This window comes from Nocardioides sp. Root1257, from assembly GCF_001425175.1.
GTDB lineage: Bacteria > Actinomycetota > Actinomycetes > Propionibacteriales > Nocardioidaceae > Nocardioides.
This window is the reverse complement of sequence record NZ_LMDV01000009.1, coordinates 897,611-921,671: the sequence shown is the minus strand read 5'-3', so window position 1 is coordinate 921,671 and position 24,061 is coordinate 897,611. Positions and strand designations below refer to the sequence as shown.

Sequence of the window (24,061 nt, the reverse complement as noted above, 5' to 3'; positions counted from 1 at the left end):
CATGGACAAGAAGCGGGTCGTCGTCTGGGGCACCGGCGTCGTCGGGTCGATGGTGATCGCCGAGATCGTGGACCACCCGGTCTTCGAGCTGGTCGGCGTCGGGGTCTCCAACCCGGCCAAGGTCGGCGTCGACGCCGGCACCATCTGCGGCATCGCGCCGACCGGGGTGATCGCGACCGACTCGGTCGAGGAGCTCATCGCGCTCGCGCCCGACGCCCTGGTGCACTACGGGCCGACGGCGCAGTACGCCGACGACAACATCCGGGTGATGTCCGCCTTCCTGCGCGCCGGCATCGACGTCTGCTCGACCGCGATGACGCCGTGGGTCTGGCCGGGGATGAAGCAGACGCCGTCCAACTGGATCGACCCGATCACCCAGGCCTGCGAGGAGGGTGGCGCGTCCTGCTTCACGACGGGCATCGACCCGGGCTTCGCCAACGACCTCTTCCCGATGACCCTGATGGGGCTGTGCGGCCGGGTGGACTCGGTGCGCGCGTCCGAGCTCCTCGACTACACCGACTACGAGGGCGACTACGAGGACGAGATGGGCATCGGCCGCTCGCCCGACTTCACGCCGCTCCTCGAGATCCCCGAGCTGCTGATCATGGCGTGGGGCGCGACCGTGCCGATGATCGCGCACGCCGCCGGCATCGAGCTCGACGACATCACCACCACCTGGGAGAAGTGGGTGACGCCGACCGACCGCAAGACCGCCAAGGGCGTCATCGAGGCGGGCCAGGTCGCGGCCATCCGCTTCGCGATCAACGGCGTGCACGACGGCCGCGAGGTCATCTCCCTCGAGCACGTCAACCGGATCGGCCTCGACGCCGCCCCCGACTGGCCTGCCGGGTCGGGCGACGACGTCTACCGCGTCGACATCACGGGCTCGCCGTCGATCAGCCAGGAGACGGCCTTCCGGTTCACCGACGGCTCCGGCCGCGCGCCCGCCGTCGCCGGCTGCCTCGCGACCGGACTCCGCGCGCTCAACGCCGTACCCGCCGTCAACGACCTGCCCGCCGGCTGGGTCACCGCGCTCGACCTGCCGCTCATCCCGGGGGTCGGCACCATCCGCTGACGCACGGCGTCAGGCGACCAGCAGCCGGTGGTCGCGGGGGCTGACGCCGTACGCCCGCTTGAAGGCGGTGCTCAGCGCGAACGGCGTGGAGTAGCCGACCTGGTGGGCGACGCTCGCCAGGGTGGCGGACGGGTCGCGGAGCAGGTCGGCGGCCAGGGCGAGGCGCCAGCCGGTCAGGAAGGTCATCGGCGGCTCGCCGACGACGTCGGTGAAGCGGCGGGCAAAGGCGGCGCGCGAGACGCCGCCGGCAGCCGCGAGCTCGGCCACCGACCACGGGTGCGACGGGTGGTGCTGCATCAGCCGCAGGGCCGGGCCGACGACGGGATCCGACTGGCCGACGTACCAGGCCGGCGGATCGGCGTCGGGCCGCGCGAACCAGGCCCGCAGCACCGCGATCAGCAGCAGGTCGAGGAGCCGGTCCAGGACGGCGTCCTGGCCGGGCTCGTCCTTGACGATCTCGTCGGCGAGCAGCGTGACCAGCGGTGAGCCGACCTCGCGCTCGCTGAGCACGACGAACCGGGGCAGCGCCCGCAGCAGCCGCCGGCTCACCTCGCCCTCGAAGAGGTAGGCGCCGGTGAGCATCACGGTCTCGCCGACCGCGCTGTTGCCCCAGCTGCGTACGCCCTGGTGCATCTCCTCCTCGAGCGACTGCCCGTCGAGCGTGGTGCAGTGCTGGCCGGGATGGATGACGACCTGCGGCGGCGTCGTGACCTCGTCGGCGATCGTCCAGTGGTCCGGGCCGAGGGCGACCACGACGTCGCCCGCCTCGAGCCGGAACGGCTCGCCCCCGTCGGGCAGCGCCCACAGTCCGCCGCGCACGACGGCGGTCAGCGACAGCGGCGACTCGTCCTGCAGCCGCACCGACCAGGGCGCGTCCATCAGGCACCGGAGCAGGAACGCCCCGCGGGCGCGGGGTCCGTCGAGCAGCGCAGCGAGGCCGTCCATGCCCTCACCGTACGGCGAGACGCTCGCGTATGGAAGAGCGCCGTACGGCGATGGATCGTCTCACCGATCCGCGGTGTGCTGATCCCATGACCGACCTCCTCGAGACCCTCCGCTCCCCCGTCCTCCTCGCGGCCACCGTCGCCGCCGGCCTCCAGGCCGGCACCTACTACGTGTGGGCGTGCGGCGTGATGCCCGGGCTCGCGAAGACCGACGACCGCACCTTCACCTCGTCGCTCAACCACATGAACGTCGCGATCGTGAACCCGGTCTTCATGCTCAGCTTCCTCGGCGCCCCCGCCCTCGCCGTCCTCGCGGTCGTCACCACGAGCGGCCCGGCGCGCACCTGGGCGATCGCCGGCGCCGCCCTCGCCGTCGCGACCGTCGTCGTGACCGGCGTCGGCAACATCCCCCTGAACGACGCGCTCGCCGCGGGCGGCTCCCGCGCGGACTTCGAGACGGCCTGGGTGCGCTGGAACGTCGTCCGCACCGCGACCTCGACCGCGGCGCTGGCGTGCCTGGCGTGGGCCGCGCTGCGGTCGTGAGGCGGCGGTCGAGATTCGCGGTCGCCGGTCGGGGCCTACGACCCCAGCCACTCCCGCACGCGGACGAACGTGTCCGGGCCGACGTCGTGCTCAACACCGGCGGCCAGGTCGGCGACGGTGACCGCCTTGAGCGAGTCGCGCCAGGCCTGCTCGGCCGCGTGCATCGCCCGGGCCACGCCGCACGCCTTCCGGCAGGCCTGCGGGCTCGCGGGGAGCGGGCCGTTCTGCCGGATCTCGGTGCAGCGGAACGCCGGCTCGCGGCCGTCGATCGCCTGCACGACGTCGAGCAGCGTGATGGCGTCGGCCGGCCGGGTCAGGGCGTAGCCGCCGACCCGCCCCTCCGTCGAGCTGACCAGCCCGGCCCGCGAGAGCTGCTGGAGGTGCTTGGCCAGGTAGGTGCGCGAGATGCCGTGGAACTCGGCGAGGCGGGTGGCCGGGACCGGCCCCTCGGCGCGACTGAGCACGACGCAGCAGTGCACGGCCCACTCGACGCCTCCGGACAGCTTCATGACGCCATCCTACCGAATTCATGGATGACAAGTGTCCGAGTTCTGTGCTCTAATCACGGATATCAACTATCCGCGTTAATCAGATGAGGAGCACGACATGAGGATCGCCATCGCCGGGGCCACCGGCCGCATCGGCTCGCAGCTCACCGCCCTGGCCCGCAAGCAGGGTCACGAGGTCGTGGAGGTCGCCCGGGAGACCGGCTTCGACCTGCTCTCCCCCGACAGCGGCCTGGAGCAGGCGCTGGCCGGCGTCGACACCGTGGTCGACGTGACCGCGTGCCCGCTCGACCAGGCGGCGACCTTCTTCCCGACGGTCGCCCGCAACATCGGCACCGCCGCGGCCGCGGCCGGCGTACGGCGGACCGTCGTGCTCTCGATCGTCGGCGTGGACCGCAGCCCCGACTACGACTACTACGTCGCCAAGCTGGCCCAGGAGACGGCGTACCGCGAGACGGCGCCGGGCGTGGTGGTCCTGCGCGCGACGCAGTTCCTCGACTTCGCCTCGCAGATGCTGGCGTGGAACACCCAGGACGGGGTCGCCACGATCATCGACGTGCCGACCCAGCCGGTGGCGACCCAGGAGATCGTCGAGGTGCTGCTCGACCTGGCGACCGGCGTCATCGAGGGCGACACCGACCTCGCGGGCCCGCAGCGGGTCAACCTGGTCGACCAGGTCCGCGCGCTCGTCGAGCACTCGGGGCAGGACGTCACCGTCGAGGCGGTCGAGGCCCCCGCGAGCCTGATGGCCGGCGCGATGCTCCCCGGCGACGACGCGCTCGTCCGCGGTCCGGGCTGGGACGACTGGCTCGGCTCGCAGGCCTGATCGGCTCCCCGGGAGCACCCAGGTCCGGTCGGTTGCCCCAGGCTCGGCGTAGTCCCTGACGGAACGGCTCTCGTTCAGGTCGATCCAGGACCATTTCGTCAGGGACTACCGAACGTGGCCGAGGAGCTGACGCTCAGGCCGTGGTGCCCGGCTCCAACCCGGACCCGGCGGCGATGCCGACGTCGGCGCCGACGGTCGAGCGCTGACCGACCAGGACGATCGCGTCCGGGTCGTCGGGATCCGTGTCCGGCGACCCGACGACCGCGCCGGCGCCGATCACGCAGTCCTGGTCGATGATCGCCCAGTCGACCTGCGCGCCGGCCTCGACCCGGGTGTCGCGGAAGACGACGCTGTCGCGGACGACGGCACCCTCCTCGACGACGACCCCGGAGCCGATCACGCTGCGGGTCACGGTGCCGCGCACGCAGGAGCCGGGGCTGAGCAGGCTGTCGACTACCTGACCTCCGTCGAGGACCCGGGCGGCCGCGCGCTGCTGCTGGTGGCTGAGGATCGGCCAGTCCGGGTCGTTCAGCACGCCGAGGTCGTCGGTGAGGACGTCGTGGTGGGCTGCGACGTACTTGTGCGGCTGGCCGAGGTCCTTCCAGTAGCCGGGCATCGCGTGCACGAAGGTGCGCCCGCGCTCGACCAACCGGGGGACCAGGTGCTCGCCGTAGTCGCCGAGGCCGCTGTCGCCCGCGGGCGCATCGGCTCCCAGCTCGCGGTGCAGCTCCTCCAGCAGCGGCACCAGGACGGCAGGGTCGTAGACGAGGATCTCGGTCGCCACGGTCCCCGTGGCCGGGTCCTCGGGCTTGTACGCGAAGCCGGTCACCCGACCATCGTCGTCGGCGACCACGGTCGCGTGGTCCGTCGCCTCCCCGACCGGGATCTGCGTGGTGACGACGGTGCACTCCGCGCCCGTACGCCGATGCGTCTCGACCGCCTCCATGACGTCGAAGCGGTAGACGTGGTCGGCGCTGAGCACCACGAGCTCGGTGGGCGCTTCCGCGACGACCTGGTCGCGGAAGCGGTACAGCTCGTCGGCGTTGCCGTGCGCGAATCCCTCCTCGTCGGTCCCGCCGGTGCCCTCCTGCGGCATCAGCAGCCGCAGCCCGCCGCGGTTGCGGTCGAGGTCCCAGGGCCGACCGTTGGACACGCCCTCGCCCAGCGCCGCGCCCTGGAACTGCACCGAGAGCCACACGTCGGAGATGCCGCTGTTGGCGAGGTTGGAGAGCGGGAAGTCGACGAGCTGGAAGACGCCCGCGAAGGGCAGCGACGGCTTGGCACGCTCCCGCGTCAGGACGTCCATCCGCCCGCCGGCGCCGCCGGCCTGGATGAGTGCGAGGACATGGGGACGGGTCATCCACCCCCAGTGCCCGGTCATCGGCGGACACACACGTTCAGTTCGGGCGCAGTGGGGTAGGAAGGGCAGGTGCCTCTCCCCCTCCCCCGGTTGCTCGCGCTGCTCGTGCTGGCGTGCGCCGTGGCGCTCGGCGTACCCACCGCCGCGCACGCGGACGAGGAGCGGGTCGTCAAGGTCGGGACCGAGGGCGTCTACCCGCCCTTCAGCTACCGCGACCCGGACACCAACGAGCTGACCGGCTTCGACATCGAGGTGATGAAGGCGATCGGCGAGGAGGCGGGCTGGAAGGTCGAGTTCGTCGAGGCGCCCTTCGACTCGCTCTTCCCCGCGCTCGACTCGAAGCGCATCGACGTCATCGCCAACCAGGTGACGATCAACCCCGAGCGCAAGGCGCGCTACCTCTTCAGCACGCCGTACACGTACTCGCACGGCGTGATCGTCACCGCGAAGGACACCGACGACATCACGTCGCTCGACGACCTCAAAGGGCGTACGACGGCGCAGACCGCCAGCAGCAACTGGGCGCAGGTCGCCAAGGACGCGGGCGCGAAGGTGCAGTACGTCCAGGACTTCGGGCCCGGCGTCCAGCTGGTCGTCCAGGGCCGGGTCGACGCGATCGTCAACGACAACATCGCGGTCCTCGACTACCTCGCGACGTCCGGCAACGACCAGGTCAAGATCGCGGGCGACGCCGGCGACGAGACCCTCGAGCAGGCGCTCGCCTTCCGCAAGAGCGACCCCCAGCTGCAGCAGGAGGCCGACGCCGCGATCAAGAAGCTGACCGACGACGGCACGCTCGCGAAGATCTCCGACGACTACTTCGGCGCCGACGTCACGGTGAAGGGCGGCTCCGAGGACGTCGACGTGCAGGCCTCGGACTCGCGGACGACGTGGGAGGTCGTGAAGGACACCGCCTGGCCGATGTTCGTCGGACTGGTGAAGGGCAACATCCCGCTCACGATCATCAGCTTCGTCATCGGCCTGGCGCTCGCGATCGCGGCCGCGCTCGCGCGGCTGTCGTCGATCACGGTCCTCGACTGGATCGCCCGCGCCTACATCTCGGTCATCCGCGGCACCCCGCTGCTCGTGCAGCTCTTCATCGTCTTCTTCGGCCTGCCCGCGATCGGCATCGACCTCGATCCCTACCCCGCGGCGATCCTCGCGCTCAGCCTCAACGTGGGTGGGTACGCCGCGGAGGTGGTGCGCGCGGCGATCCTGTCGGTGCCACGCGGCCAGTACGAGGCCGCGACGGTGATCGGCATGGACTACGGGCAGTCGATGCGGCGGATCATCCTGCCGCAGGCGGCGCGGATCGCCGTACCGCCGCTGGGCAACACGCTGCTGTCCCTGATCAAGGACACCGCACTGGCCTCGCTGGTGCTGGTCCCCGAGCTCTTCCGGGAGGCGCAGGTGACGGCGGCCGCGACCACGGAGTACCTGCCGCTCTACGTGATGGCCGCCCTGTACTTCTGGGTGGTCTGCTACCTCGTCAGCCTGGCGCAGGGCCCGCTCGAACGACGACTGAGCAGGTACGTCGCATGAGCAACCTCATCGAGGTCAGCGGGCTGACCAAGTCGTTCGGCGACACCGTCGTGCTGCAGGGCGTCGACTTCACCGCCGAGTCCGGGACGGTGACGGCACTGCTCGGGCCGTCCGGCTCGGGCAAGACCACGATCCTGCGATCCATGAACGTGCTCGAGACCCCCGACGCCGGACTCGTGCGGATCGGCGACGCCTCGATCGACTTCGCGACCCCGCCTGATCGTCGAGCGGTCAAGGCGCTGCGTGCCCGGAGCGGCATGGTCTTCCAGTCCCACCACCTCTTCCCGCACAAGACGGTGCTCGGCAACCTCATCGAGGGGCCGGTGCAGGTGCAGGGCCGACCGGTCGACGAGGCGACCGCCGACGCGCGCACGCTGCTCGAGCAGGTGGGTCTGGCCGGCCGCGAGGACGCCTACCCCGCGGAGCTCTCCGGCGGCCAGCAGCAGCGCGTCGGCATCGCCCGCGCCCTGGCCCTGAGGCCCGAGGTGCTGCTGCTGGACGAGCCGACCTCGGCCCTCGACCCCGAGCTGGTGGGCGAGGTGCTCGCGGTCATCCGCGACCTCGCCGCCGAGAACTGGACGCTCGTCATCGTCACCCACGAGGTGCGCTTCGCCCAGGACGTCGCCGACCAGGTGCTCTTCCTCGACGGCGGTGTCGTCGCCGAGCGCGGCGGCGCCGAGGTGCTCACCGACCCCCGCGAGGAGCGGACCCGCCGCTTCCTGGCCCGGATGCTGGACGAGCGATGATCGCGCGGGTCGTCGCGCCGGTCCTCGGGCTGGGCGCGCTGGCGCTCGCGACGACCGGCTGCGACGACGACCCCTCGATCACCCCGGGTGCGCTGGCGTACGTCGCCGCCGACCACGCCGGCACGCCGGACACCGCCGGGACCGAGCCCTTCGACTGGTTCGACGCCTTCGACGACGACGCGGTCGCCGTCGACCTGAGGTACCACCCGACCAAGAACGATCCGGGCGACGGCCTCACGGTCACGCTCGGGAGGCTCGACGTACCTGAGCTGACCGACTGCGACGCCACGGTCGGGCTCTACACGCAGGCGTGCGAGGAGACCGACGGCGGCACCCTGCGCTGGAACCTCGACGACCCCGAGGAGGACCCCGGCGGCGTGTTCGTCCTCGTCCCCAAGAGCGACGGGCAGACGGTCATGGTCACCTTCAACGGCCCCCGCCTGCACCGCGATCCGCGGACGGTCGACCTCCCGGTGAGCGTCGAGACGCTCTTCGACATCGCCCACGACCCCCGCATCGACGTCACCACCACCCAGGACGTCGTCGACCGCGGCGCCGAGCTCACCTACCTGGAGGAGCGATGAGCGCTGCCGCTGCTGTCCCTGCTCTCGACGTCGTCGACTGGCGCCGCCGCGTCTTCGCGCTGTACGCCGAGGTACGGGCCGCCGCCACCCCGGAGGCCGGCCACGCCGCCTGGCGTCGGAGTCGTGACGACCTCTTCGCCCACCACCCTGCCAGCCCACTGCTGGACGAGGATCGCTCGTCGTTCACGGGCCTCGACATCGCGCCGTACGACCCCGCCTGGCGCTTCGAGGTCGAGATCCAGCCCGCCGACCCGACGCCCTGGGAGGTGCAGACCGGCACCGACGGCGTCGTCCCCTTCGAGCGCCTCGGCACCCTCACCCTCCCCGGCCTCGGCACCCTCGACCTCTGGCGCCTCGCGACGTACGGCGGCGGTCTCTTCCTGCCCCTCCGCGACGGCAGCAGCGGCGAGCCCGACGGCAGCTACGGCGGCGGCCGCTACCTCCTCGACACCGTCAAGGGCGCCGACCTCGGCGGCACTCCCGACCACCTGGTCGTCGACCTCAACTTCGCCTACGCCCCGTCCTGCGCCTACGACCCCGCCTGGGCGTGCCCCCTGGCGCCGGCCGGCAACCGGGTCGAGGCCGTCGTGCCGGTCGGCGAGCGGCAGCTGATCGGCTGAGTCGGCGGAGCGCCTGCTGCAGATGCACGGACGTCATACGGATCGAGGTCTCCATGCCTCGATTCGTATGACGTCTCGGGGCACGACCGCGCTGAGCGGCAGGTCGTCCGACCGGTTGGAGGGGTCTGCCAGGCTCGGGAGATGTTGGTCGAGGCCTCGGGGACCGCGCATCCGGACGCCGTCTGGCGGCGGTTCACCCACCCGTCGCAGTGGTCGTCGTGGGCGTCGCAGATCCGGGACGTGAGGACCGACGATCCCGAGGTGCGGGTGGGTGGCACCGGCCGGGTGATCGGGCCGGGCCCGGTCGCCGTCGACTACGAGGTCGTCGAGGTCGATGCCGGGCTGCGCGCCTGGTCGTGGGAGGTGGTCCTCGGGCCGGCGCGGGTGCGGATGCGCCACTACGTGCTGCCCACGGCGGCGGGCGGGAGCCGGGCAGTCATGCAGGTGCACGGTCCGAGCGCCGTCCCGGGCCAGGCCTACCGGCCACTGGCGCGGGCCGCGCTGCGCCGACTCGTCGCGCCTGCCGCGGACGAGCCGGCATCACCGATCGAGGTGGTCCGAGAGTTCGACTTCGCCTTCACCCCGGCGTACGCCGCGGCCGCGCGGCCGTTCGGCATCACCCCCGCGACGACGTCGGTCGAGGTCGGCCCGCAGTGGCTCTACGTCCACTACGGGCCGTGGAAGCTGCTGACCCCGCGCGCCAACGTGGTCGGCGCGCAGGTCACCGGCGGCTTCGGCTTCGTCAAGACCGCCGGTCCCCCGCACCTGTCGCTGAGCGACCGCGGCGTGACGATGGCCAGCAACGGTGACCGGGCACTCTGCCTGGAGTTCGCCGAGCCCGTGACGGCCATCGACACGACCGGCGCCATCCGGCACCCGGGCGCGACACTCGCCGTCGCCGACCCCGAGGGCCTCGCTGCGGCGCTCGGCGTGGGCGACTGATCCCGTTGCCTTCCCACCCGGCTGGGTACGAGGAGACGTGACCACCGACGCGACCGACCACTTCGTGCGCGTCCGCGGCGCGAGCGAGCACAACCTCCGCAACGTGGACGTCGACATCCCCCGTGACGCCATGGTCGCGTTCACCGGGGTCTCCGGGTCGGGGAAGTCGTCGCTGGCGTTCGGCACGTTGTACGCCGAGGCGCAGCGCCGCTACTTCGAGTCAGTCGCGCCGTACGCACGGCGGCTGCTGCAGCAGGTCGGGGCTCCGCACGTCCAGGAGATCACCGGCCTGCCGCCAGCGGTAGCGCTTCAGCAGCGCCGCGGAGCGCCGACCTCCCGCTCGTCGGTCGGCACCATCACGACGCTGTCCAACCTGCTGCGGATCCTCTACTCCCGGGCGGGCGTCTACCCCTCCGAGGCGGAGCACCTGGCCGCCGAGGCCTTCTCGCCCAACACCGTGGCCGGCGCGTGTCCGCGCTGCCACGGCCTCGGCGTCGTGCACGACGTCACCGAGGAGCTGCTGGTCCCGGACCCGTCGCTCAGCATCCGCGACGGCGCGATCGCCGCATGGCCGGGTGCCTGGCAGGGCGCCAACCTGCGCAGCATCGTCACCGGCCTCGGCATCGACGTCGACCGACCGTGGCGCCGACTGCGCAAGAAGGACCGGGACTGGCTGCTCTTCACCGACGAGCAGCCCTCGGTCCTGATCAAGCCCGAGCGGGACCGCATCGACTACGGCTACTACGGGAAGTTCTGGAGCGCCCGCAAGCACGTCATGCACGTTCTGGCCGACTCCAAGAGCGAGCGGATGCGCGAACGGGCGCTGCGGTTCGTCGAGGACGCGCCCTGCCCCGACTGCCACGGCAGCGGGCTACGGCCGGAGGCGCTCGCGGTGCGGTTCGCGGGTCGCTCGATCGCCGAGGTCAACGACCTGCCGTTCACCGAGGTCGTCGCGCTGCTGCGCCCGGTCGCCGAGCGCCCCGGCGAGGACAACGAGGTCGCCGTACGCATCTGCGCCGACCTGGTCGCGCGCGTGGAGGTGCTCCTCGACCTCGGCCTGGGCTACCTCAGCCTCGGGCGGAGCTCGACGACGTTGTCGCCCGGCGAGGCCCAGCGGTTGCGGATCGCGACGCAGCTGCGCTCGGGCCTGTTCGGCGTCGTCTACGTCCTCGACGAGCCCTCCGCGGGGCTGCACCCGGCCGACGCCGAGCCGCTGCTCGACGTGCTCGACCGCCTCAAGGCGTCCGGCAACTCGCTGTTCGTCGTGGAGCACGACCTCGACGTCGTACGGCGTGCCGACTGGGTCGTCGACATCGGTCCGGGCGCGGGCGACGCCGGGGGAAGGGTGCTCTACAGCGGCCCCGTGGCCGGTCTCGAGGACGTGGCGGAGTCGGCTACCAGCGCCCACCTCTTCGGTCGCGCCGAGCGTCTGGAGCACGAGGTCCGGGCGCCGCAGGGCTGGCTCGAGCTGCGCGGGGTCTCCCGCCACAACCTCCAGGACCTGTCGGTCGACATCCCCCTCTGCGTGCTGACGGCCGTCACCGGGGTGTCCGGCTCCGGCAAGTCGACCCTGGTCAGCCAGGTGCTCGCCGAGGACCCGGTCGCCGCGGAGTCCTTCGACCGGCTGGTGCTCGTCGACCAACGGCCGATCGGCCGCACGCCCCGGTCGAACCTCGCGACGTACACGGGACTCTTCGACTCCGTCCGCAAGCTGTACGCCGCGACCGCCGAGGCGCAGGCGCGCGGGTACGGCGTCGGCCGGTTCTCGTTCAACGTCGCGGAAGGGCGCTGCGAGACCTGCCAGGGCGAGGGGTTCGTCGCCGTCGAGCTGCTGTTCCTGCCCGGCACGTATGCGCCGTGCCCGACCTGCCACGGCGCCCGCTACAACGCCGAGACCCTCGAGATCACCTATCGCGACAAGCACATCGCCGAGGTCCTCGACCTGTCCGTCGACGACGCCGCGGCGTTCCTGGGCGACGTGCCGGCGGCCTCGCGCAGCCTCGAGACCCTGCGCGACGTCGGGCTCGGCTACCTGGGCCTGGGGCAGCCGGCGACCGAGCTCAGCGGCGGCGAGGCCCAGCGCATCAAGCTCGCGACCGAGCTCCAACGGGCCCGCCGCGGTCACACGCTCTACCTGCTCGACGAGCCCACGTCGGGCCTGCACCCGGCGGACACCGCCCTCCTGCTGCGCCAGCTGCACCGGCTCGTCGACGCCGGCAACACGGTGGTCCTGGTCGAGCACGACCTGGACGCGATCGCCACCGCCGACTGGGTCATCGACCTCGGCCCGGGCGGTGGCGACGCGGGCGGCCGGGTGGTCGCGACGGGCACCCCGGTCGAGGTCGCGCAGGCCGAGGACAGTGCGACGGCGCCGTACCTCGCACGACGGCTCCGCCGGACCTGACCCCAGGGCACCCCTGGTCCCCCCGTGCAGCACAACTCCCCATCGGGGCCATCGGGCATGGCCCGAACGGATCATGTTCGAACACGGGGAGTCGGAGGAACGTCGAAAAGATCCTCACTGTCGAAGGGGGTCATGATGGCCCAGCCGAGAACACCCGCCACCGACGTGGCCACCAAGCCCGAGGTCCGCGAGACCATCGGGCGCAGGCCGAGTCGCTCCGTCAAGGGTCGCGAGCCGCGCCCGGACCTCGCGAGCCCGAGGGGCCCCGCCGAGGTGCCGCACGACCGCCCGGCCAGTCACGGCCTCCTCGTGGCGACGGCTGACGACCCCGGGTTCGACGAGCTGATCACGGCCTACCAGGAGGTCCCCGACCGCTACGCCCGGGCGCACCGGCAGTTCCAGGAGCACCGCGGCTCGCTCCAGGAGCTCTACTTCGCCAAGCGGATCCACGCCGGCGCCGGGGTGCTCCGACCCAACAGCTGGTTCGGTCGGCTGGTCCAGCGACGGTCGCTGTGCGTCAGGTACGACGGCACCGCGACCGCGTGCGTCCAACCCGAGTTCGAGACCGCCATCTGGCGGGCTCGCCGCATGGAGCGCAAGTCCCTGCTGCTCCTCGGCGGCCGGTCCCGGCGGGTCCTGCTGGAGATGATCTACTCGATCATCGTCTACCTGCTCAGCGTGCTCGACGCCACGGAGCCGACGAACGGCAAGGCCCTCGACGACACCGCTCGACGGGAGCGCAACGAACGCGTCGCCTCCGCCATCGCGTCGGCGCGGGCGGAGCTCACCCGCCTCGACCGCTTCGTCGACGAGGCCGCCAAGCGGGCGTCACTGCGCGACTACCTGCTCGGCATCCCCATCGGGATGGCCGCCTGCGGTCTGCTCATCTACTACGCCGACGGGTGGACCCACCCGCTCGCCGGGCGCGGGGTGGAGGACCTGGCCGACCAGGCGCGCGTCTGCTTCGCCTGCGGTGCCGTGGGTGGCGTGGTCAGCGTGATGGCGCGGATCACCCGGCGCTCGACGCTCAACATCGACAGCGCGCAGGGCCACGGCGTCACCGGCCTCGCCGGTGCGATCCGCCCCGTGATCGGCGCCGTCTTCGGTCTGGCGCTCTTCGTCTTCGTCGCCGGCGGGCTGGTGCCCATCGACGTCCCGACGGACCAGTGGCGGGCCAACCTCTTCTTCGCCTCGTTGGCGTTCCTCGCCGGGTTCAGCGAGCGGTGGGCCCAGGACACCATCGTGCACAGCGCACCCTCGGTCACCTTCCTGCGCAACCCCGTCGGCTCGAGTCCCTCGTCGACCTCGGTCGCCCCGAACGACACGGACGCCGAGGGCGACCTGGCGGACGTCGACGTGGGCAGCCACAGCGACGCGTCGACCGAGAAGGACGACTGATCGACCCGGGTCAGTCCTCCCCGGCCGCCTGACGGACGGCGCGCTCGGCGACCGCGTGCTCGTCGGTGCGGGCGTCGTACGTCCAGAAGTCGCGCAGCCAGGCGGCGGTGATGCCGACGCCGGCGACGCAGGCGAGGCCACCGCTGACGACGGCGCCGCGGACCGACCACAGGTCGGCGGTGACGCCGCCGCGCACCTGGCCGGCCAGCGGGCCGACGGAGTAGGAGAGCATCTCGATGCCGGCGAGGCGTCCGCGCATCGACTCCGGGATCGTCTGGCTCCACACGGTCGAGCGGAAGATGCCGGAGATCATGTCGAAGCCGCAGGCCAGGGCGAGGAACAGGGCGACGAGCCAGATGTTGGGCATCAGGCCGGCGAGGGCGACCATCGCACCGAAGCCGGCGGCCGCGAGCACGATCGCGCGGCCGTGGTGGTGCACCCGCGCCGTCCACCCGCTCAGCGCGGTCGCGGCCATCGCGCCGACCACCTCGGAGGTGTAGAGCATCCCGAGCAGCTGGGGCTGGCCGAAGACCTGGTCGGCGATCGCGGGGAACAGCACGACCGGGGCGGCGAACATCATCGCGACGATGTCGACGAAGTAGGTGCCGAGCAGGTCGCGCCGCCGGAACGCGTAGACCATGCCCTCCTTGATCCCGGCCAGGCTGGGCGGGGTCGTCTGCTCGCGGTGCGGGTAGGAGCGCATCAGCAGGTAGAGGTAGGACGCGACCACCAGCGCGCAGGCGTCGATGACGAAGCACCAGCCGATGCCGACGTACGCCGCCAGCAGGCCGCCGACGGCCGGACCGGCGAGCAGGCCGATCTGGATACCGAAGGAGGACAGCGCGTTGGCCGCGGGCAGCTGCTCGTGGGCGACGGTGCGCGGGAGCAGCGCCTCGCGCGAGGGCCGCTGCAGCGCGGAGCAGGACGCGAGGGCGACGGAGACGGCGAAGATGACCCAGACGTCGGGGTCGTCGCGGAAGGCGTTCGCGGCCAGGATCGCGGTGAAGACCGCCTGCCCGAGGCCGGTGCCGATCAGCAGCTTGCGCCGGTCGACGTGGTCGGCCAGCGCGCCGCCGTACAGCCCGAAGACGACGATCGGGGCGAGCTCGACCAGGCCGATCGCGCCGACCGCGAAGTTGGATCCGGTGAGCTTGTAGACCTGGAACGGGATCGCGACGTAGCTGACCATCGCGCCGAAGTAGAAGACCGACCCGGCGAGGAAGAGCAGGCGGAAGTCGCGGGACGCACGCAGCGGCGTGGTGTCCATCCGGAGTGCTTTGAGACGGTCGATCACAAGGGACGATCGTCCCCCAGGTGCACGGTCGCGGACGAATCGTTTATCGGGTGACGCGGATCCTCGCGCCGTTGCGGGGGACGCTGGTGATGTTGCGGACCTGCGGCTCGTCGTCGCCGACGGCGGTGACGTCGTACGCCGCGAACACCTCGCGCAGCACGGCCACCCCCTCCATCAGGGCGAAGCCGGCGCCGATGCAGCGGCGGACGCCGCCGCCGAACGGGATCCAGGTGTTGGTCGGCGGGTTGTGGCCCAGGAACCGCTCGGGCCGGAAGACCTCGGGGTCCTCGTGGTTGTCCTCGCGCTGGTGGGCGATGATGATCGACGGCCCGACCGTGGTGCCCTTCGGCAGGTCGTAGCCGCCGATCGTGGCCGGCTGCATCAGGGTGCGGACCACCATCGGGATGACCGGGTGGAGGCGCATCGACTCCTTCATCACCGCGTCGAGGTAGTCGTCGTCGCCCTCGGTCGCCGCCTGCCGGCAGCGGGCCAGCAGCTCGGGGCTGCGGCCGACCTCGAAGAGCGCCCAGGCCAGGGCGGTCGCAGTGGTCTCGTGACCGGCGAGCAGCAGGGTGACGAGCTGGTCGCGGAGCTCGGTGTCGCTCAGTGCGTCACCGTCCTCGCCCTGGACGATCAGCTTGGAGAGCACGTCGGTGCGCTCGGCCAGGTCGGAAGCGGTACGGCGCTCGCGGATCTCGGCGTACATCAGCTGGTCGAGCAGGCGCTGGTTGTCGACGGTGCGCTTCCAGGGGCCGAACTTCTGGAGCTTCGGGTAGCCCCAGCCGAGCAGGATCGCGGGGCTGATGTTGACGACGGCGTTGACGCACGGACGCAGGCGCGCCAGCCGGGACTCGTCGGTGACGCCGAAGACGACGCGGAGGATCACCTCGAGCGTCAACCGGTTCATCCGGTCGAGGGAGCGGAACTCCTCGCCCGGGCTCCAGGTGCCCACCTCGGCGCGGGCGACCTCGGTGACGAGCGCCTGGTACTCGCGCAGCGCGTGCCCGTTGAACGCCGGCATCAGCAGCTTGCGGGCGCGCTTGTGCTCGATGGAGTCCTGCAGCAGCAGGGAGTGCTCGCCCATGATCGGGCCGAGGATGCCGTTGGCCTTGCCGGCGTGGAAGACCTCGGGGTCGCCCGCGAAGATCTCCTTCGCGTGCTCGGGCCGGGTGAAGAAGACCAGCGGCCGGCCGCCTGGTGCCAGGCGGACGGTGAAGACGTCGCCGTACTTCTTGCGCAGGTGCGGGTGGAACCAGTGCCGGAAGCGCAGCAGCCCGGCCGTCTGGAGCAGCACCGGCCACTTCGGCCCCGGGGGCAGCCCGGTCATGTCGACCGGCGGCAGCTTGCCCTGGTTGCCGGGGCTCATCCGGCGCATCCGCTCGGTGGTGAGCTGGTCCACGTCGTCCAGGATCGTCACCCTGGCGACGGTACGCCCGCTATTGAATGGCCGTCAATAGTCTCGCCAGCGGTTGACTCCGAGGGCACTTCGTGAACTTCGCGGGGCTTGCAATGCCCTCCCAGTTGAGGGATCCCCGGACAACCGGGTATCCCTGGGATCCCCTACCCGAGCACGCGGGTCAGGAACGCGACCTGGTGGGTGACCACGGCGTCGTGCCACGGCTTGCCGGCGTAGACGTCGAAGTGGTCGCAGGGGTAGTGCCGGACCTCGGCGCGAGCGGCGAAGGCGGCCTTCATCGAGGACTGGAGCGGCGCGCTGCGGTCGAAGTCGGCGACCTGGAAGAGCGCCGGGCATCGCACCTCACCGGCACTCTTGACCGGGCGGTGGCCGCCGAGCTCCATGCCGACGGTCGCGTCGATCTCGTTGACCCAGGTCGGACCGGCGATGGCGAGGTAGTCCTCCATCGACCCCTCGATCGTCATCGCCCCGAACTGTCCGGCGGGGGCGACGACCGGCATCATCACCGGCTTGCCGATCTTGCTGCGGAAGCCCGCGACCGTGGAGCGCAGGATCTCCGCCTTGGTGTGGGTCTCGAGGGCGTAGCGGCCGGCGGCGAGACCGTCGACCAACGGGGTCAGCGCCACGACCGCGGCGACGTCGTCGCGCTGGGCGGCCGCGGAGATGACGTGGCCGCCGGCGAGCGAGACACCCCACAGCACGATCCGCTGCGGGTCGACGCCGGGCAGCCTGGCCGCGGCCGACATCGCCGCGCGGTAGTCCTCGAGCTGGCCCACCATCGAGACGGTCTGCCGCGGCGTACCCGCGCTGGCGCCGAAGCCGCGGTAGTCGAAGGCGAGCACGTCGAGGCCGGCGGCGGCGAGCGCCTCGGCGAAGGGCTGCAGGCCGGAGTCCATGGTGCCGGCGAGGCCGTGCGCCATCACGACGACGGGGCGCCCGGCGTCGGTGGCGAGCGCGTCGCCCGCACCGGTGAAGTGCCACGCGGCGCACTCGACGCCGCCCGAGACGAAGGTCAGGTCGTCGTGCTTGATCTGCTCCACCGTCATGCGGTCCTCCCGTAGATGCTGGTCAGCCAGACGTGGACGACCGCCTCGAGGTGCCGGTCCCAGTCGAAGTCCGCCGGCGCGTGCACCAGCCGGCCGAGCGTCTGGGCGTTGAGGTCGAGCAGGGCGGTCGCGACGGCGTGCGCGTCGGGACCGGCGGGCGCGCGCCCGGCGGTCCGCTCCCCCTCGATGACCGCGGTGACGACGGTGATGAACGACGCCTGGTAGGCGTCCCACTGGTCGCGTACGGCGGAGCTGGTCGCGCGCGCCTCGAGCATCGCGCGGTAGAGGTGGATGCGGTCGCCCCAGCCGCGGAAGATCGTGCGGATGGCGGTGGTGACGCGCTCCTGCATGACCTCGTCGCCGCCGAGCAGGTCGGCGGCGTCCCAGCCCTGGTCGTACATCTCGTCCATCAGGGCGCCGACCGCGGCCGCCTTGTTCTCGAAGTAGAAGTAGAACGCCGAGCGGGTCACCCCGGCGCGCCGCGAGATGTCCGCGATGTTGATGGCGTCGAGGGTGCTCTCTTGGAGGTAGGCGTCCAGCGCCTCCAGGAGCGCCGTACGCCGCTCGTCGCCCTTGGTCGCGCCCGGCGCCATCACGCGCGCCCCGCCAGCACGGGCGCTCCGTGGGCCTGGGCGCGCTTGCGTCCGGCCGGCAGCTCCTTGGTGCGCATCTGGTGCTCGTAGACGAAGTAGTCGAGCTGGTGGGTGTGCCGCGGCCGGTCGAGCATGTGCCCCATGTAGAGGTGGTCGTCGGCCTTGATCGTCTCGTGCATCTCGGCGATCGAGGGCGGGACGTACTCGCCCACGGCGTACGCCGCGATCAGTCGCGCCTGGCTCTCCACGAACGGGAAGAGCGTGGGCGTCGACTGGGCGAACCCGACGAAGAGCAGGTCGTCGACGCCGGGCTTGAAGATCCGCTTGTAGAGGTCGATCTTGTTCTCCGGGGCGCTCAGGAACTCCGGGTCGAAGAACGGGAACGTCAGGTTGTAGCCCGTGGCGTAGATGATCACGTCGAAGTCGGACGACGTGCCGTCCTCGAAGTGCACGGTCTCGCCGTCGAGGCGGGCGACGTTGCCCTTCGGGGTGACGTCGCCGGACTTGAGCCGCAGCGGCAGCTCCCCGGACTGGGTCGGGTGCGCCTCGAAGAACTTGTGGTTGGGCGCCGGCAGTCCGTAGAGCGTCGGGTCGGAGTACGTGAACCGCTGTCCCCACTGGGCGGCCTTGCGCTGCCAGGAGAGCGGGAGCTGCGGGATGGTGCGGTAGTTCATGTCGGCGGCCTTGCCACCGACGAGCTTCGGCACGATCCAGGCGCTGCTGCGCGTCGACAGGGTGACCTCGTTGCGCAGCGCCCGCTGCGAGAGCTCGACGGTGATGTCGGCGGCGCTGTTGCCGAGTCCGACGACGAGGATCCGCTTGTCCATCAGGTGCAGCGGCGTCCACGGGTCGATGTAGTGGTGCGAGTGGATCGTCTCGCCGCAGAACTCACCCGGGAAGTCGGCCATCCGCGGGTCCCAGTGGTGGCCGTTGCCGACGACCAGCAGGTCGAAGCGGCGGGTCTCACCGGCCTGGTCGAGGATCTCCCAGCCGCCCGCGTCGAGCCGCTTCGCGCTGACCACGCCGTTGCGGAACTCGATGTGCTCGCGCAGGCCGAACGCGTCGGCGTACGCGTCGAGGTAGTCCTTGATCTGGGTGTGGTGCGGGAAGTCCGGGTAGTCGTCGGGCATCGGGAAGTCCCGGAACGACAGCTGGTGCTTCGAGGTGTCGATGTGCAGCGACCGGTAGGCGCTGCTGTGCCCGTTGGGGTTGCCGAACGCCCAGTTGCCGCCGACGCGGTCCGAGGACTCGAAGGTGGTGTACGGGACGCCGTAGTCGTTGAGCATCTTGCTGGCCGTGAGGCCGCTGATGCCGGCACCGATGACCGCCGTGGTGGGTAGCACGCAGGGGACGCTAGGCCCTAAGTTGACACGCGTCAACTAACAGCGAGGGAGTGACATGGGTGAGCAGTCCGGCCGCGTGGCGGTCGTCTTCGGTGGTGCGTCGGGTATCGGGGCGGCCATCGCCGCCCGGTTCACGGCGGAGGGCTGGCGGGTCGAGGTCGCCGACCTGCCGGGCGTCGACGTGACGGACGAGGCGACGGTCGTCGCGTTCCTGGACGGCGTGCTGGCGTCGCACCGACGTCTCGACACGGTGGTCAACAGCGCCGGCGTCTCGACGCTCGGCCTGGTCACCGACCTCGCGGTCGAGGAGTGGCGCCGCGTCGTGGACGTCTGCCTGACCGGGGCGTTCATCGTGATGAAGCACGCGGGCCAGCGACTGTCCGCGGGCGGCTCGATCATCTCGCTGTCGTCCCTCAACGCCCGGCAGCCGGGCGCCGGCCTGGCGCCGTACTGCGCCGCGAAGGCGGGCCTCTCCATGCTCACCGAGGTCACCGCGCTGGAGCTCGGCTCGCGCGGCATCCGGGTCAACGCGATCGCGCCCGGACTCGTGGTCACACCGCTCACCCAGCCGGCGATGGACATCGCGGGGATCGAGGACGACTACCTCGCCAACACTCCCCTGGGCCGCTCCGGCACGCCCGACGAGATCGCCGAGGCCGCGGTCTACCTCGCCAACGCCGCGTGGGTGACGGGCGAGGTGCTCGACATCAACGGCGGCGCGCACCTGATGCGCTACCCGGACCTCAACAAGCACGTCCTCGCAGCGTTCAGCTGAATGCGCGCACACGGTGGTGGTTTCGAGACAGGACTTCGTCCTTCCTCAACCACCGGGACCGACGGTTGAGGAAGGCGCGCTAGCGCCTGTCTCGAAACCACCGATGTCGAAGACCGCGCCCGGGTTGAGGATGCCCTGCGGGTCGAGGGCGTGCTTGATGCGCTCGTTGAGGGCGAGGGCGTCGGGGCCGAGGTAGTCCGGGAGCCACGGTCGCTTCAGGCGGCCGACGCCGTGCTCGCCGGTGATGGTGCCGCCGAGGGCGATGCCGAGGTCCATCACGTCGGCGTACGCCGCGTTCGCGCGGGCCGACTGGTCGGCGTCGGCCGGGTCGAAGACGATCAGTGGGTGGGTGTTGCCGTCGCCGGCGTGGGCGACGACCGCGATCAGCACGTCGCGATCGGCCGCGATCTCCTCGATGCCGCGCACGAGGGCGCCGAGCTGGGGCAGCGGCACTCCGACGTCCTCGAGCAGCAGCGAGCCGTGCGGCTCCATCGCCGGGATCACCATCCGGCGGGCCGCGACGAACGCCGCGCCCTCCTCGGGGTCGTCGGTGTGGAAGACCTCGGCCGCGCCGTTGCCGTCGCAGACCTTCGCCATCTCGGCGATCTCCTCGGCCGCCCGGGCACCGGGCTCGTCGGACTGCATGACGAGCATCGCCTCGGCGTCGCGGTCCAGGCCCATCCGGGTGAGGTCCTCGACGGCGTTGATCGAGGTCCGGTCCATGAGCTCGAGCATCGAGGGCCGCAGCCGCCGGGTGAGGTCGAGGACGGTCGCGGTCGCGGCGTCGAGCGACCCGAAGGTCGCCACCAGCGTCGACGGGGCGCGCAGCGCCGGGACCAGCCGGAGCACCACGCGGGTGATGATGCCCAGGGTCCCCTCGCTGCCGACGAAGAGCTTGGTCAGCGACAGCCCGGCGACGTCCTTGAGCCGCGGCCCGCCGAGCTCGACCGCGGTGCCGTCGGCGAGCACCACGGTGAGGCCGAGGACGTAGTCGGTCGTCACGCCGTACTTCACGCAGCACAGGCCGCCGGCGTTGGTGGCGACGTTGCCCCCGATCGAGCAGATCTCGTACGACGAGGGGTCGGGCGGGTACCAGAGCTCGTGGGCCGCGGCGGCCTGCTTGACCGCCACGTTGAGCGCTCCGGGCTCGACCACCGCCGTGCGCGTGGTCGGGTCGATCTCGACCGAGGTCATCCGCTCGGTCGAGACGACGAGGCAGCCGTCCTGCGCCGTCGCGCCCCCGGACAGCCCGGTGCCCGCGCCGCGCGGGACGACCCCGATTCCGCGCTCGGCGGCGAACCGGACGGCCGCCTGCACGTCGGCGGTCGAGGTCGCGCGGACCACCGCGAGCGGCGTGCCGGCGGCCGGGTCGAGCGCGCGGTCCCAGCGGTACTTGTCCATCCGCTCGACGTCGGTGACGACGGCTCCGTCGGGCAGGGCGGCGACGAGCGGGGCGAGGTCGATGCGGTCGGCGGTGACGGCCATCACCCCAGTCTGCACGTCGGCGGTCACGTCGGGGGCACGTCTAGGGTCGGTCCATGGCCCTTCTCCACCACGCGTCCCTGACCCCGTCGAAGTCCGAGCTGCTCGCCGCGTGGCTGCCGAGCCAGCCGTGGGCGGACGGGCTGACCGGCCTGAAGCCGTTCGGCAGCTACCGCCTCGACGACCCCGACGGCGAGGTCGGCCTGGAGGGCATCCTGCTCCGCAGCGACGACGGAGTGGTGCTGCACGTGCCGCTGAGCTATCGCTCGGCGCCCCTCCAGGGCGCCGAGGCGGCGCTCGTCGGCACCACCGAGCACTCGGCGCTCGGCACCCGCTGGGTCTACGACGCGACCGCCGACCCGGTGTGGCGGCACACCCTGGCAGCCACGGTGCTGACCGGTGGGGTCGGCGCCGAGGAGTACTTCGAGGTCGACGGCGAGCGCGAGACGCGCGAGCCCAGCGTCGCCGTCGCCGGGACCGGAGCCGTCGGCACCGAGGTGCCCGCCGACCTCGAGACGGTCGTCGTCCGCCGGGTCGGCGAGGAGCTCGACGTCGACGCCGTGCTGACCGGTGCGTGGGACGAGGGGTCCGGCGTGCTGGCCGGCGTCAGGAACGGCGCCTGACCGACACCAGCTCGTGGGCCGGCACGGGGTTGTCCCGGCCGGCCTTGCAGGTGAGGCGCGCGGTCGTGTCGCGGACCGTGCGGACCTGGACGTCGTACGTCGCGCCACCGACCTCGAAGGCGACCGTGCCGTCCGACGAGCGCCCGGCCAGGACGAGCGCGTCCTCGCGGGTCTCGGCGAGCTCGCGACGCAGGAAGATCTCGGCGGCCTGGACCCCCGTCGGCTGCGACGACCGCCCGCGCAGGTGGTCGAGGTCGAGCTGGCCCGAGAGGTGCGAGCCCGCCACCGAGATCGCGGAGACCGGGTCGAGGCGCCCGTAGTAGAGCCCGTGCGGGAGCACGACCATGTTGGCGGCGAACCGGTCGCCGCCGACGTGCGAGACCTCCCAGGTCTCCTCCGGTCGCGCTCCGTCGAGCGCCTTCGCCACCGGCCGGCCGCGCTCGGCGCAGCAGGCGTCGTGGCGGCCGTTGGTGCAGACGCAGAAGATCGACCCGTCGTACGGCGCCAGGCCGCTCGACCCGCCCGTTCGCAGCGACCCGAGGTCGACGTCGAGCGCCTCGCGCGGGTCGGCCAGGCGTCCGACCTCGAGGCGCGGGCGCACCGGGTCGGCGTACGCAGCGAAGACGCGCAGCCCGTCGCCGTCGGGGGTCGAGCTGAAGCGGCGGATCAGCAGGATCTTGGCCCGGTGCTCGGCGGCGCGGCGCTGGAGCTCGGCGCCCAGGCCCTCGGGCAGGCGTGCGTCGCGCAGCGCCTTGTCGCCCCACGGACCGACGTGCTCGAGGAGCAGCCAGGTGCGGACGTGGGTGGCGGTGCCGAGGACGGGCTCGTCGCGCAGCAGGCTGGCGGCCGCGCAGCGGAACCCCGGCTCGGGCGGTGTCACGCGATCTCCAGCAGCCCTTCGCGGATCAGTCGTCGGCACAGCACCAGGTTGCTCTCCGGGTCCAGCGGCAGGTCGGCGGGGGTGAGCTCGCCCCGCGTCCGGACCTCCTCGAGCGCGCCGCGGATCCGGGCCGGCACGGTCATCGTGCGGTCGCCGAGCAGCACGTCGAGCCGGTCGCCGCGGTCGAGCAGCACGCACGGGTGCCCCGGTCGGCGGCGCAGGCGGGTCGTCGCGTCGATCGTGTCGCGGCCGAGCACGTCGCGCAGGCCGCCGGCGAGCCGCGGCGGCCGGGAGGTCAGGAACCGGCGGATCTCGGCCTCGACCGCGGCCGGCGCGTCGACCCGGCGTAGGGCGTCGGCGAGGGACTCGAGCCGGTCGGCGAGCGCGTCGGCGAGCTGGCCGGGTTCGTCGAGGTAGCCGGCCGGCAGGTGCTCGTCGGGGACATCGGCCAGCACCGGCTTGATGCTGCGCTCGACGAGGCCGCGCCAGGTGAGCTGGTTGATGCCGAGCGTGACGTGCAGGGAGACGGTCTCCTGGGCGCGGGCGGCGTGCGGGGTGCCGGTGGGCAGGTACATCGAGAGCCCCGGCTCCAGCAGCACCTCCTCCGGCCCGTCGGGTCCGTGGACCTCCCACTGCTTGGAGCCGGCCGTCTGGAAGACGAAGACGTCGTGGGTGTCGGAGTGGACCGCGAAGCCCTGCGCACCCGGGGGCGTCAGGTAGGCGTTCGCCTGGCAGGGGTGGCCGAGCTCGAGCTCCAGCTCGGCGACCAGCTCGGTCAGCGGCTGCCAGTAGCGCTGCAGGCCCTGGAAGACGATCGTCGCGCCGCCGTCGAACAGAGCGAGCGCCTTGCGGGCGTCGACGAGCCCGGTGACGGGCTTGCCCGCGAGCGTCGCGCCGCGGGTGTACGACGACTCCGGCAGCACCGAGCCGTCCTGGGCGACCCGGATCGCGGGGGTGCGGATCGCGGTCGAGGTCAGCAGGTGGTCGGCGTCGTCGAGCGAGAGCAGGCCGACGAGGGCGGCCGGGTCGGCGCGGTGCAGGTGCACGCGAGACGCCCAGACCTTCTCCAGGAAGGTCCGGGCGTCACCGCTGAGCAGGTCGAGCGCCCCGCCGGTCAA

Annotated in this window: 23 protein-coding genes; 12 read left to right on the top strand and 11 right to left on the bottom strand. The window is 72.1% G+C overall.

Annotated elements, in window-relative coordinates:
• Position 1: 1 nt before the first annotated feature.
• Positions 2-1,075 carry a dihydrodipicolinate reductase gene (locus ASC77_RS18465; RefSeq protein WP_056156313.1) on the top strand — a complete coding sequence of 358 codons (1,074 nt, stop codon included), beginning with the start codon at positions 2-4 and terminating at the stop codon, positions 1,073-1,075.
• A 9-nt stretch (positions 1,076-1,084) separates the two neighbouring features.
• Here the strand turns inward: ASC77_RS18465 and ASC77_RS18460 are convergent, their stop codons facing one another.
• Positions 1,085-2,020 (bottom strand): AraC family transcriptional regulator, encoded by a 936-nt coding sequence (locus ASC77_RS18460; protein ID WP_056156311.1) that lies wholly within the window; start codon positions 2,018-2,020, stop codon positions 1,085-1,087.
• Positions 2,021-2,106: 86 nt separating this feature from the next.
• Here ASC77_RS18460 and ASC77_RS18455 point away from each other — a divergent pair, with 86 nt between their 5' ends.
• Positions 2,107-2,562: a DUF1772 domain-containing protein gene (locus tag ASC77_RS18455; protein WP_056156310.1), complete on the top strand. Its 456-nt coding sequence runs from the start codon at positions 2,107-2,109 to the stop codon at positions 2,560-2,562.
• A gap of 35 nt (positions 2,563-2,597) precedes the next feature.
• On the opposite strand, the gene ASC77_RS18450 is transcribed toward ASC77_RS18455, so the two are convergent.
• Positions 2,598-3,071 (bottom strand): RrF2 family transcriptional regulator, encoded by a 474-nt coding sequence (locus tag ASC77_RS18450; protein ID WP_056156308.1) that lies wholly within the window; start codon positions 3,069-3,071, stop codon positions 2,598-2,600.
• Positions 3,072-3,168: 97 nt separating this feature from the next.
• Between ASC77_RS18450 and ASC77_RS18445 the strand changes: the two genes are divergently transcribed.
• Positions 3,169-3,894, top strand: coding sequence for an SDR family oxidoreductase (locus ASC77_RS18445; RefSeq protein WP_056156306.1), 726 nt, complete (start codon positions 3,169-3,171; stop codon positions 3,892-3,894).
• A 133-nt stretch (positions 3,895-4,027) separates the two neighbouring features.
• Here ASC77_RS18445 and ASC77_RS18440 read toward each other — a convergent pair whose 3' ends face one another.
• Complete coding sequence (locus ASC77_RS18440; protein ID WP_056156632.1) at positions 4,028-5,254, bottom strand: glucose-1-phosphate adenylyltransferase family protein; 1,227 nt, start codon at positions 5,252-5,254, stop codon at positions 4,028-4,030.
• Between the two features lie 69 nt (positions 5,255-5,323).
• Between ASC77_RS18440 and ASC77_RS26260 the strand changes: the two genes are divergently transcribed.
• The 7 genes from ASC77_RS26260 (at position 5,324) to ASC77_RS18405 (ending at position 13,490) form a co-directional block, all read left to right on the top strand.
• Positions 5,324-6,796, top strand: a complete 1,473-nt coding sequence (locus ASC77_RS26260; RefSeq protein ID WP_082574897.1) for an ABC transporter substrate-binding protein/permease — start codon at positions 5,324-5,326, stop codon at positions 6,794-6,796.
• On the top strand, positions 6,793-7,542 hold the full coding sequence (locus ASC77_RS18430; RefSeq protein WP_056156304.1) for an amino acid ABC transporter ATP-binding protein: 750 nt from the start codon (positions 6,793-6,795) through the stop codon (positions 7,540-7,542). The genes ASC77_RS26260 and ASC77_RS18430 overlap by 4 nt, the downstream gene beginning before the upstream one ends.
• The gene (locus ASC77_RS18425) at positions 7,539-8,126 is read left to right on the top strand and encodes a hypothetical protein (RefSeq protein ID WP_056156302.1); all 588 of its coding nucleotides are present in this window, start codon (positions 7,539-7,541) and stop codon (positions 8,124-8,126) included. The genes ASC77_RS18430 and ASC77_RS18425 overlap by 4 nt, the downstream gene beginning before the upstream one ends.
• Positions 8,123-8,746, top strand: a complete 624-nt coding sequence (locus tag ASC77_RS18420) for a DUF1684 domain-containing protein (RefSeq protein WP_056156299.1) — start codon at positions 8,123-8,125, stop codon at positions 8,744-8,746. The genes ASC77_RS18425 and ASC77_RS18420 overlap by 4 nt, the downstream gene beginning before the upstream one ends.
• A gap of 141 nt (positions 8,747-8,887) precedes the next feature.
• On the top strand, positions 8,888-9,688 hold the full coding sequence (locus tag ASC77_RS18415) for an SRPBCC family protein (RefSeq protein ID WP_056156297.1): 801 nt from the start codon (positions 8,888-8,890) through the stop codon (positions 9,686-9,688).
• 37 nt (positions 9,689-9,725) lie between these two features.
• A complete protein-coding gene (locus ASC77_RS18410; RefSeq protein WP_056156295.1) occupies positions 9,726-12,092 on the top strand; it encodes an ATP-binding cassette domain-containing protein in 2,367 nt (788 codons plus the stop codon).
• Between the two features lie 135 nt (positions 12,093-12,227).
• Entirely contained in the window at positions 12,228-13,490 is a 1,263-nt protein-coding gene (locus tag ASC77_RS18405; protein ID WP_156391170.1) for a hypothetical protein, read from the top strand.
• Positions 13,491-13,500: 10 nt separating this feature from the next.
• Here ASC77_RS18405 and ASC77_RS18400 read toward each other — a convergent pair whose 3' ends face one another.
• The 5 genes from ASC77_RS18400 to ASC77_RS18380 form a co-directional block, all read right to left on the bottom strand.
• Complete coding sequence (locus ASC77_RS18400) at positions 13,501-14,757, bottom strand: MFS transporter (protein ID WP_056156291.1); 1,257 nt, start codon at positions 14,755-14,757, stop codon at positions 13,501-13,503.
• A 70-nt stretch (positions 14,758-14,827) separates the two neighbouring features.
• A complete protein-coding gene (locus tag ASC77_RS18395) occupies positions 14,828-16,201 on the bottom strand; it encodes a cytochrome P450 (RefSeq protein WP_156391169.1) in 1,374 nt (457 codons plus the stop codon).
• A gap of 143 nt (positions 16,202-16,344) precedes the next feature.
• On the bottom strand, positions 16,345-17,247 hold the full coding sequence (locus ASC77_RS18390) for an alpha/beta hydrolase (RefSeq protein WP_056156289.1): 903 nt from the start codon (positions 17,245-17,247) through the stop codon (positions 16,345-16,347).
• The gene (locus tag ASC77_RS18385; RefSeq protein ID WP_056156287.1) at positions 17,244-17,840 is read right to left on the bottom strand and encodes a TetR/AcrR family transcriptional regulator; all 597 of its coding nucleotides are present in this window, start codon (positions 17,838-17,840) and stop codon (positions 17,244-17,246) included. The genes ASC77_RS18390 and ASC77_RS18385 overlap by 4 nt, the downstream gene beginning before the upstream one ends.
• Complete coding sequence (locus tag ASC77_RS18380) at positions 17,840-19,183, bottom strand: flavin-containing monooxygenase (protein WP_235547784.1); 1,344 nt, start codon at positions 19,181-19,183, stop codon at positions 17,840-17,842. Before ASC77_RS18380 ends, ASC77_RS18385 begins: the two co-directional genes overlap by 1 nt.
• Before the next feature lie 55 nt (positions 19,184-19,238).
• Here ASC77_RS18380 and ASC77_RS18375 point away from each other — a divergent pair, with 55 nt between their 5' ends.
• Positions 19,239-19,958, top strand: a complete 720-nt coding sequence (locus tag ASC77_RS18375; protein ID WP_056156284.1) for an SDR family NAD(P)-dependent oxidoreductase — start codon at positions 19,239-19,241, stop codon at positions 19,956-19,958.
• A gap of 45 nt (positions 19,959-20,003) precedes the next feature.
• Here the strand turns inward: ASC77_RS18375 and ASC77_RS18370 are convergent, their stop codons facing one another.
• A complete protein-coding gene (locus ASC77_RS18370) occupies positions 20,004-21,443 on the bottom strand; it encodes an FAD-binding oxidoreductase (RefSeq protein WP_056156624.1) in 1,440 nt (479 codons plus the stop codon).
• 53 nt (positions 21,444-21,496) lie between these two features.
• Between ASC77_RS18370 and ASC77_RS18365 the strand changes: the two genes are divergently transcribed.
• Positions 21,497-22,063, top strand: a complete 567-nt coding sequence (locus ASC77_RS18365; RefSeq protein ID WP_056156281.1) for a CG0192-related protein — start codon at positions 21,497-21,499, stop codon at positions 22,061-22,063.
• Here ASC77_RS18365 and ASC77_RS18360 read toward each other — a convergent pair.
• Positions 22,047-22,943 carry a sucrase ferredoxin gene (locus ASC77_RS18360; protein WP_056156278.1) on the bottom strand — a complete coding sequence of 299 codons (897 nt, stop codon included), beginning with the start codon at positions 22,941-22,943 and terminating at the stop codon, positions 22,047-22,049. The genes ASC77_RS18365 and ASC77_RS18360 overlap by 17 nt on opposite strands.
• Positions 22,940-24,061: a cupin domain-containing protein gene (locus ASC77_RS18355; protein WP_235547782.1), complete on the bottom strand. Its 1,122-nt coding sequence runs from the start codon at positions 24,059-24,061 to the stop codon at positions 22,940-22,942. Before ASC77_RS18355 ends, ASC77_RS18360 begins: the two co-directional genes overlap by 4 nt.

Coding starts and splice junctions, on each gene's coding strand:
- ASC77_RS18415 (WP_056156297.1), top strand. CDS start 8,888: ATGTTGGTCGAGGCCTCGGGGACCGCGCATCCGGACGCCGTCTGGCGG.
- ASC77_RS18420 (WP_056156299.1), top strand. CDS start 8,123: ATGAGCGCTGCCGCTGCTGTCCCTGCTCTCGACGTCGTCGACTGGCGC.
- ASC77_RS18430 (WP_056156304.1), top strand. CDS start 6,793: ATGAGCAACCTCATCGAGGTCAGCGGGCTGACCAAGTCGTTCGGCGAC.
- ASC77_RS18390 (WP_056156289.1), bottom strand. CDS start 17,247: ATGACGGTGGAGCAGATCAAGCACGACGACCTGACCTTCGTCTCGGGC.
- ASC77_RS18455 (WP_056156310.1), top strand. CDS start 2,107: ATGACCGACCTCCTCGAGACCCTCCGCTCCCCCGTCCTCCTCGCGGCC.
- ASC77_RS18440 (WP_056156632.1), bottom strand. CDS start 5,254: ATGACCCGTCCCCATGTCCTCGCACTCATCCAGGCCGGCGGCGCCGGC.
- ASC77_RS18425 (WP_056156302.1), top strand. CDS start 7,539: ATGATCGCGCGGGTCGTCGCGCCGGTCCTCGGGCTGGGCGCGCTGGCG.
- ASC77_RS18460 (WP_056156311.1), bottom strand. CDS start 2,020: ATGGACGGCCTCGCTGCGCTGCTCGACGGACCCCGCGCCCGCGGGGCG.
- ASC77_RS18405 (WP_156391170.1), top strand. CDS start 12,228: ATGGCCCAGCCGAGAACACCCGCCACCGACGTGGCCACCAAGCCCGAG.
- ASC77_RS18400 (WP_056156291.1), bottom strand. CDS start 14,757: ATGGACACCACGCCGCTGCGTGCGTCCCGCGACTTCCGCCTGCTCTTC.
- ASC77_RS18370 (WP_056156624.1), bottom strand. CDS start 21,443: ATGGCCGTCACCGCCGACCGCATCGACCTCGCCCCGCTCGTCGCCGCC.
- ASC77_RS18375 (WP_056156284.1), top strand. CDS start 19,239: ATGGGTGAGCAGTCCGGCCGCGTGGCGGTCGTCTTCGGTGGTGCGTCG.
- ASC77_RS18445 (WP_056156306.1), top strand. CDS start 3,169: ATGAGGATCGCCATCGCCGGGGCCACCGGCCGCATCGGCTCGCAGCTC.
- ASC77_RS18450 (WP_056156308.1), bottom strand. CDS start 3,071: ATGAAGCTGTCCGGAGGCGTCGAGTGGGCCGTGCACTGCTGCGTCGTG.
- ASC77_RS18385 (WP_056156287.1), bottom strand. CDS start 17,840: ATGGCGCCGGGCGCGACCAAGGGCGACGAGCGGCGTACGGCGCTCCTG.
- ASC77_RS18465 (WP_056156313.1), top strand. CDS start 2: ATGGACAAGAAGCGGGTCGTCGTCTGGGGCACCGGCGTCGTCGGGTCG.
- ASC77_RS18365 (WP_056156281.1), top strand. CDS start 21,497: ATGGCCCTTCTCCACCACGCGTCCCTGACCCCGTCGAAGTCCGAGCTG.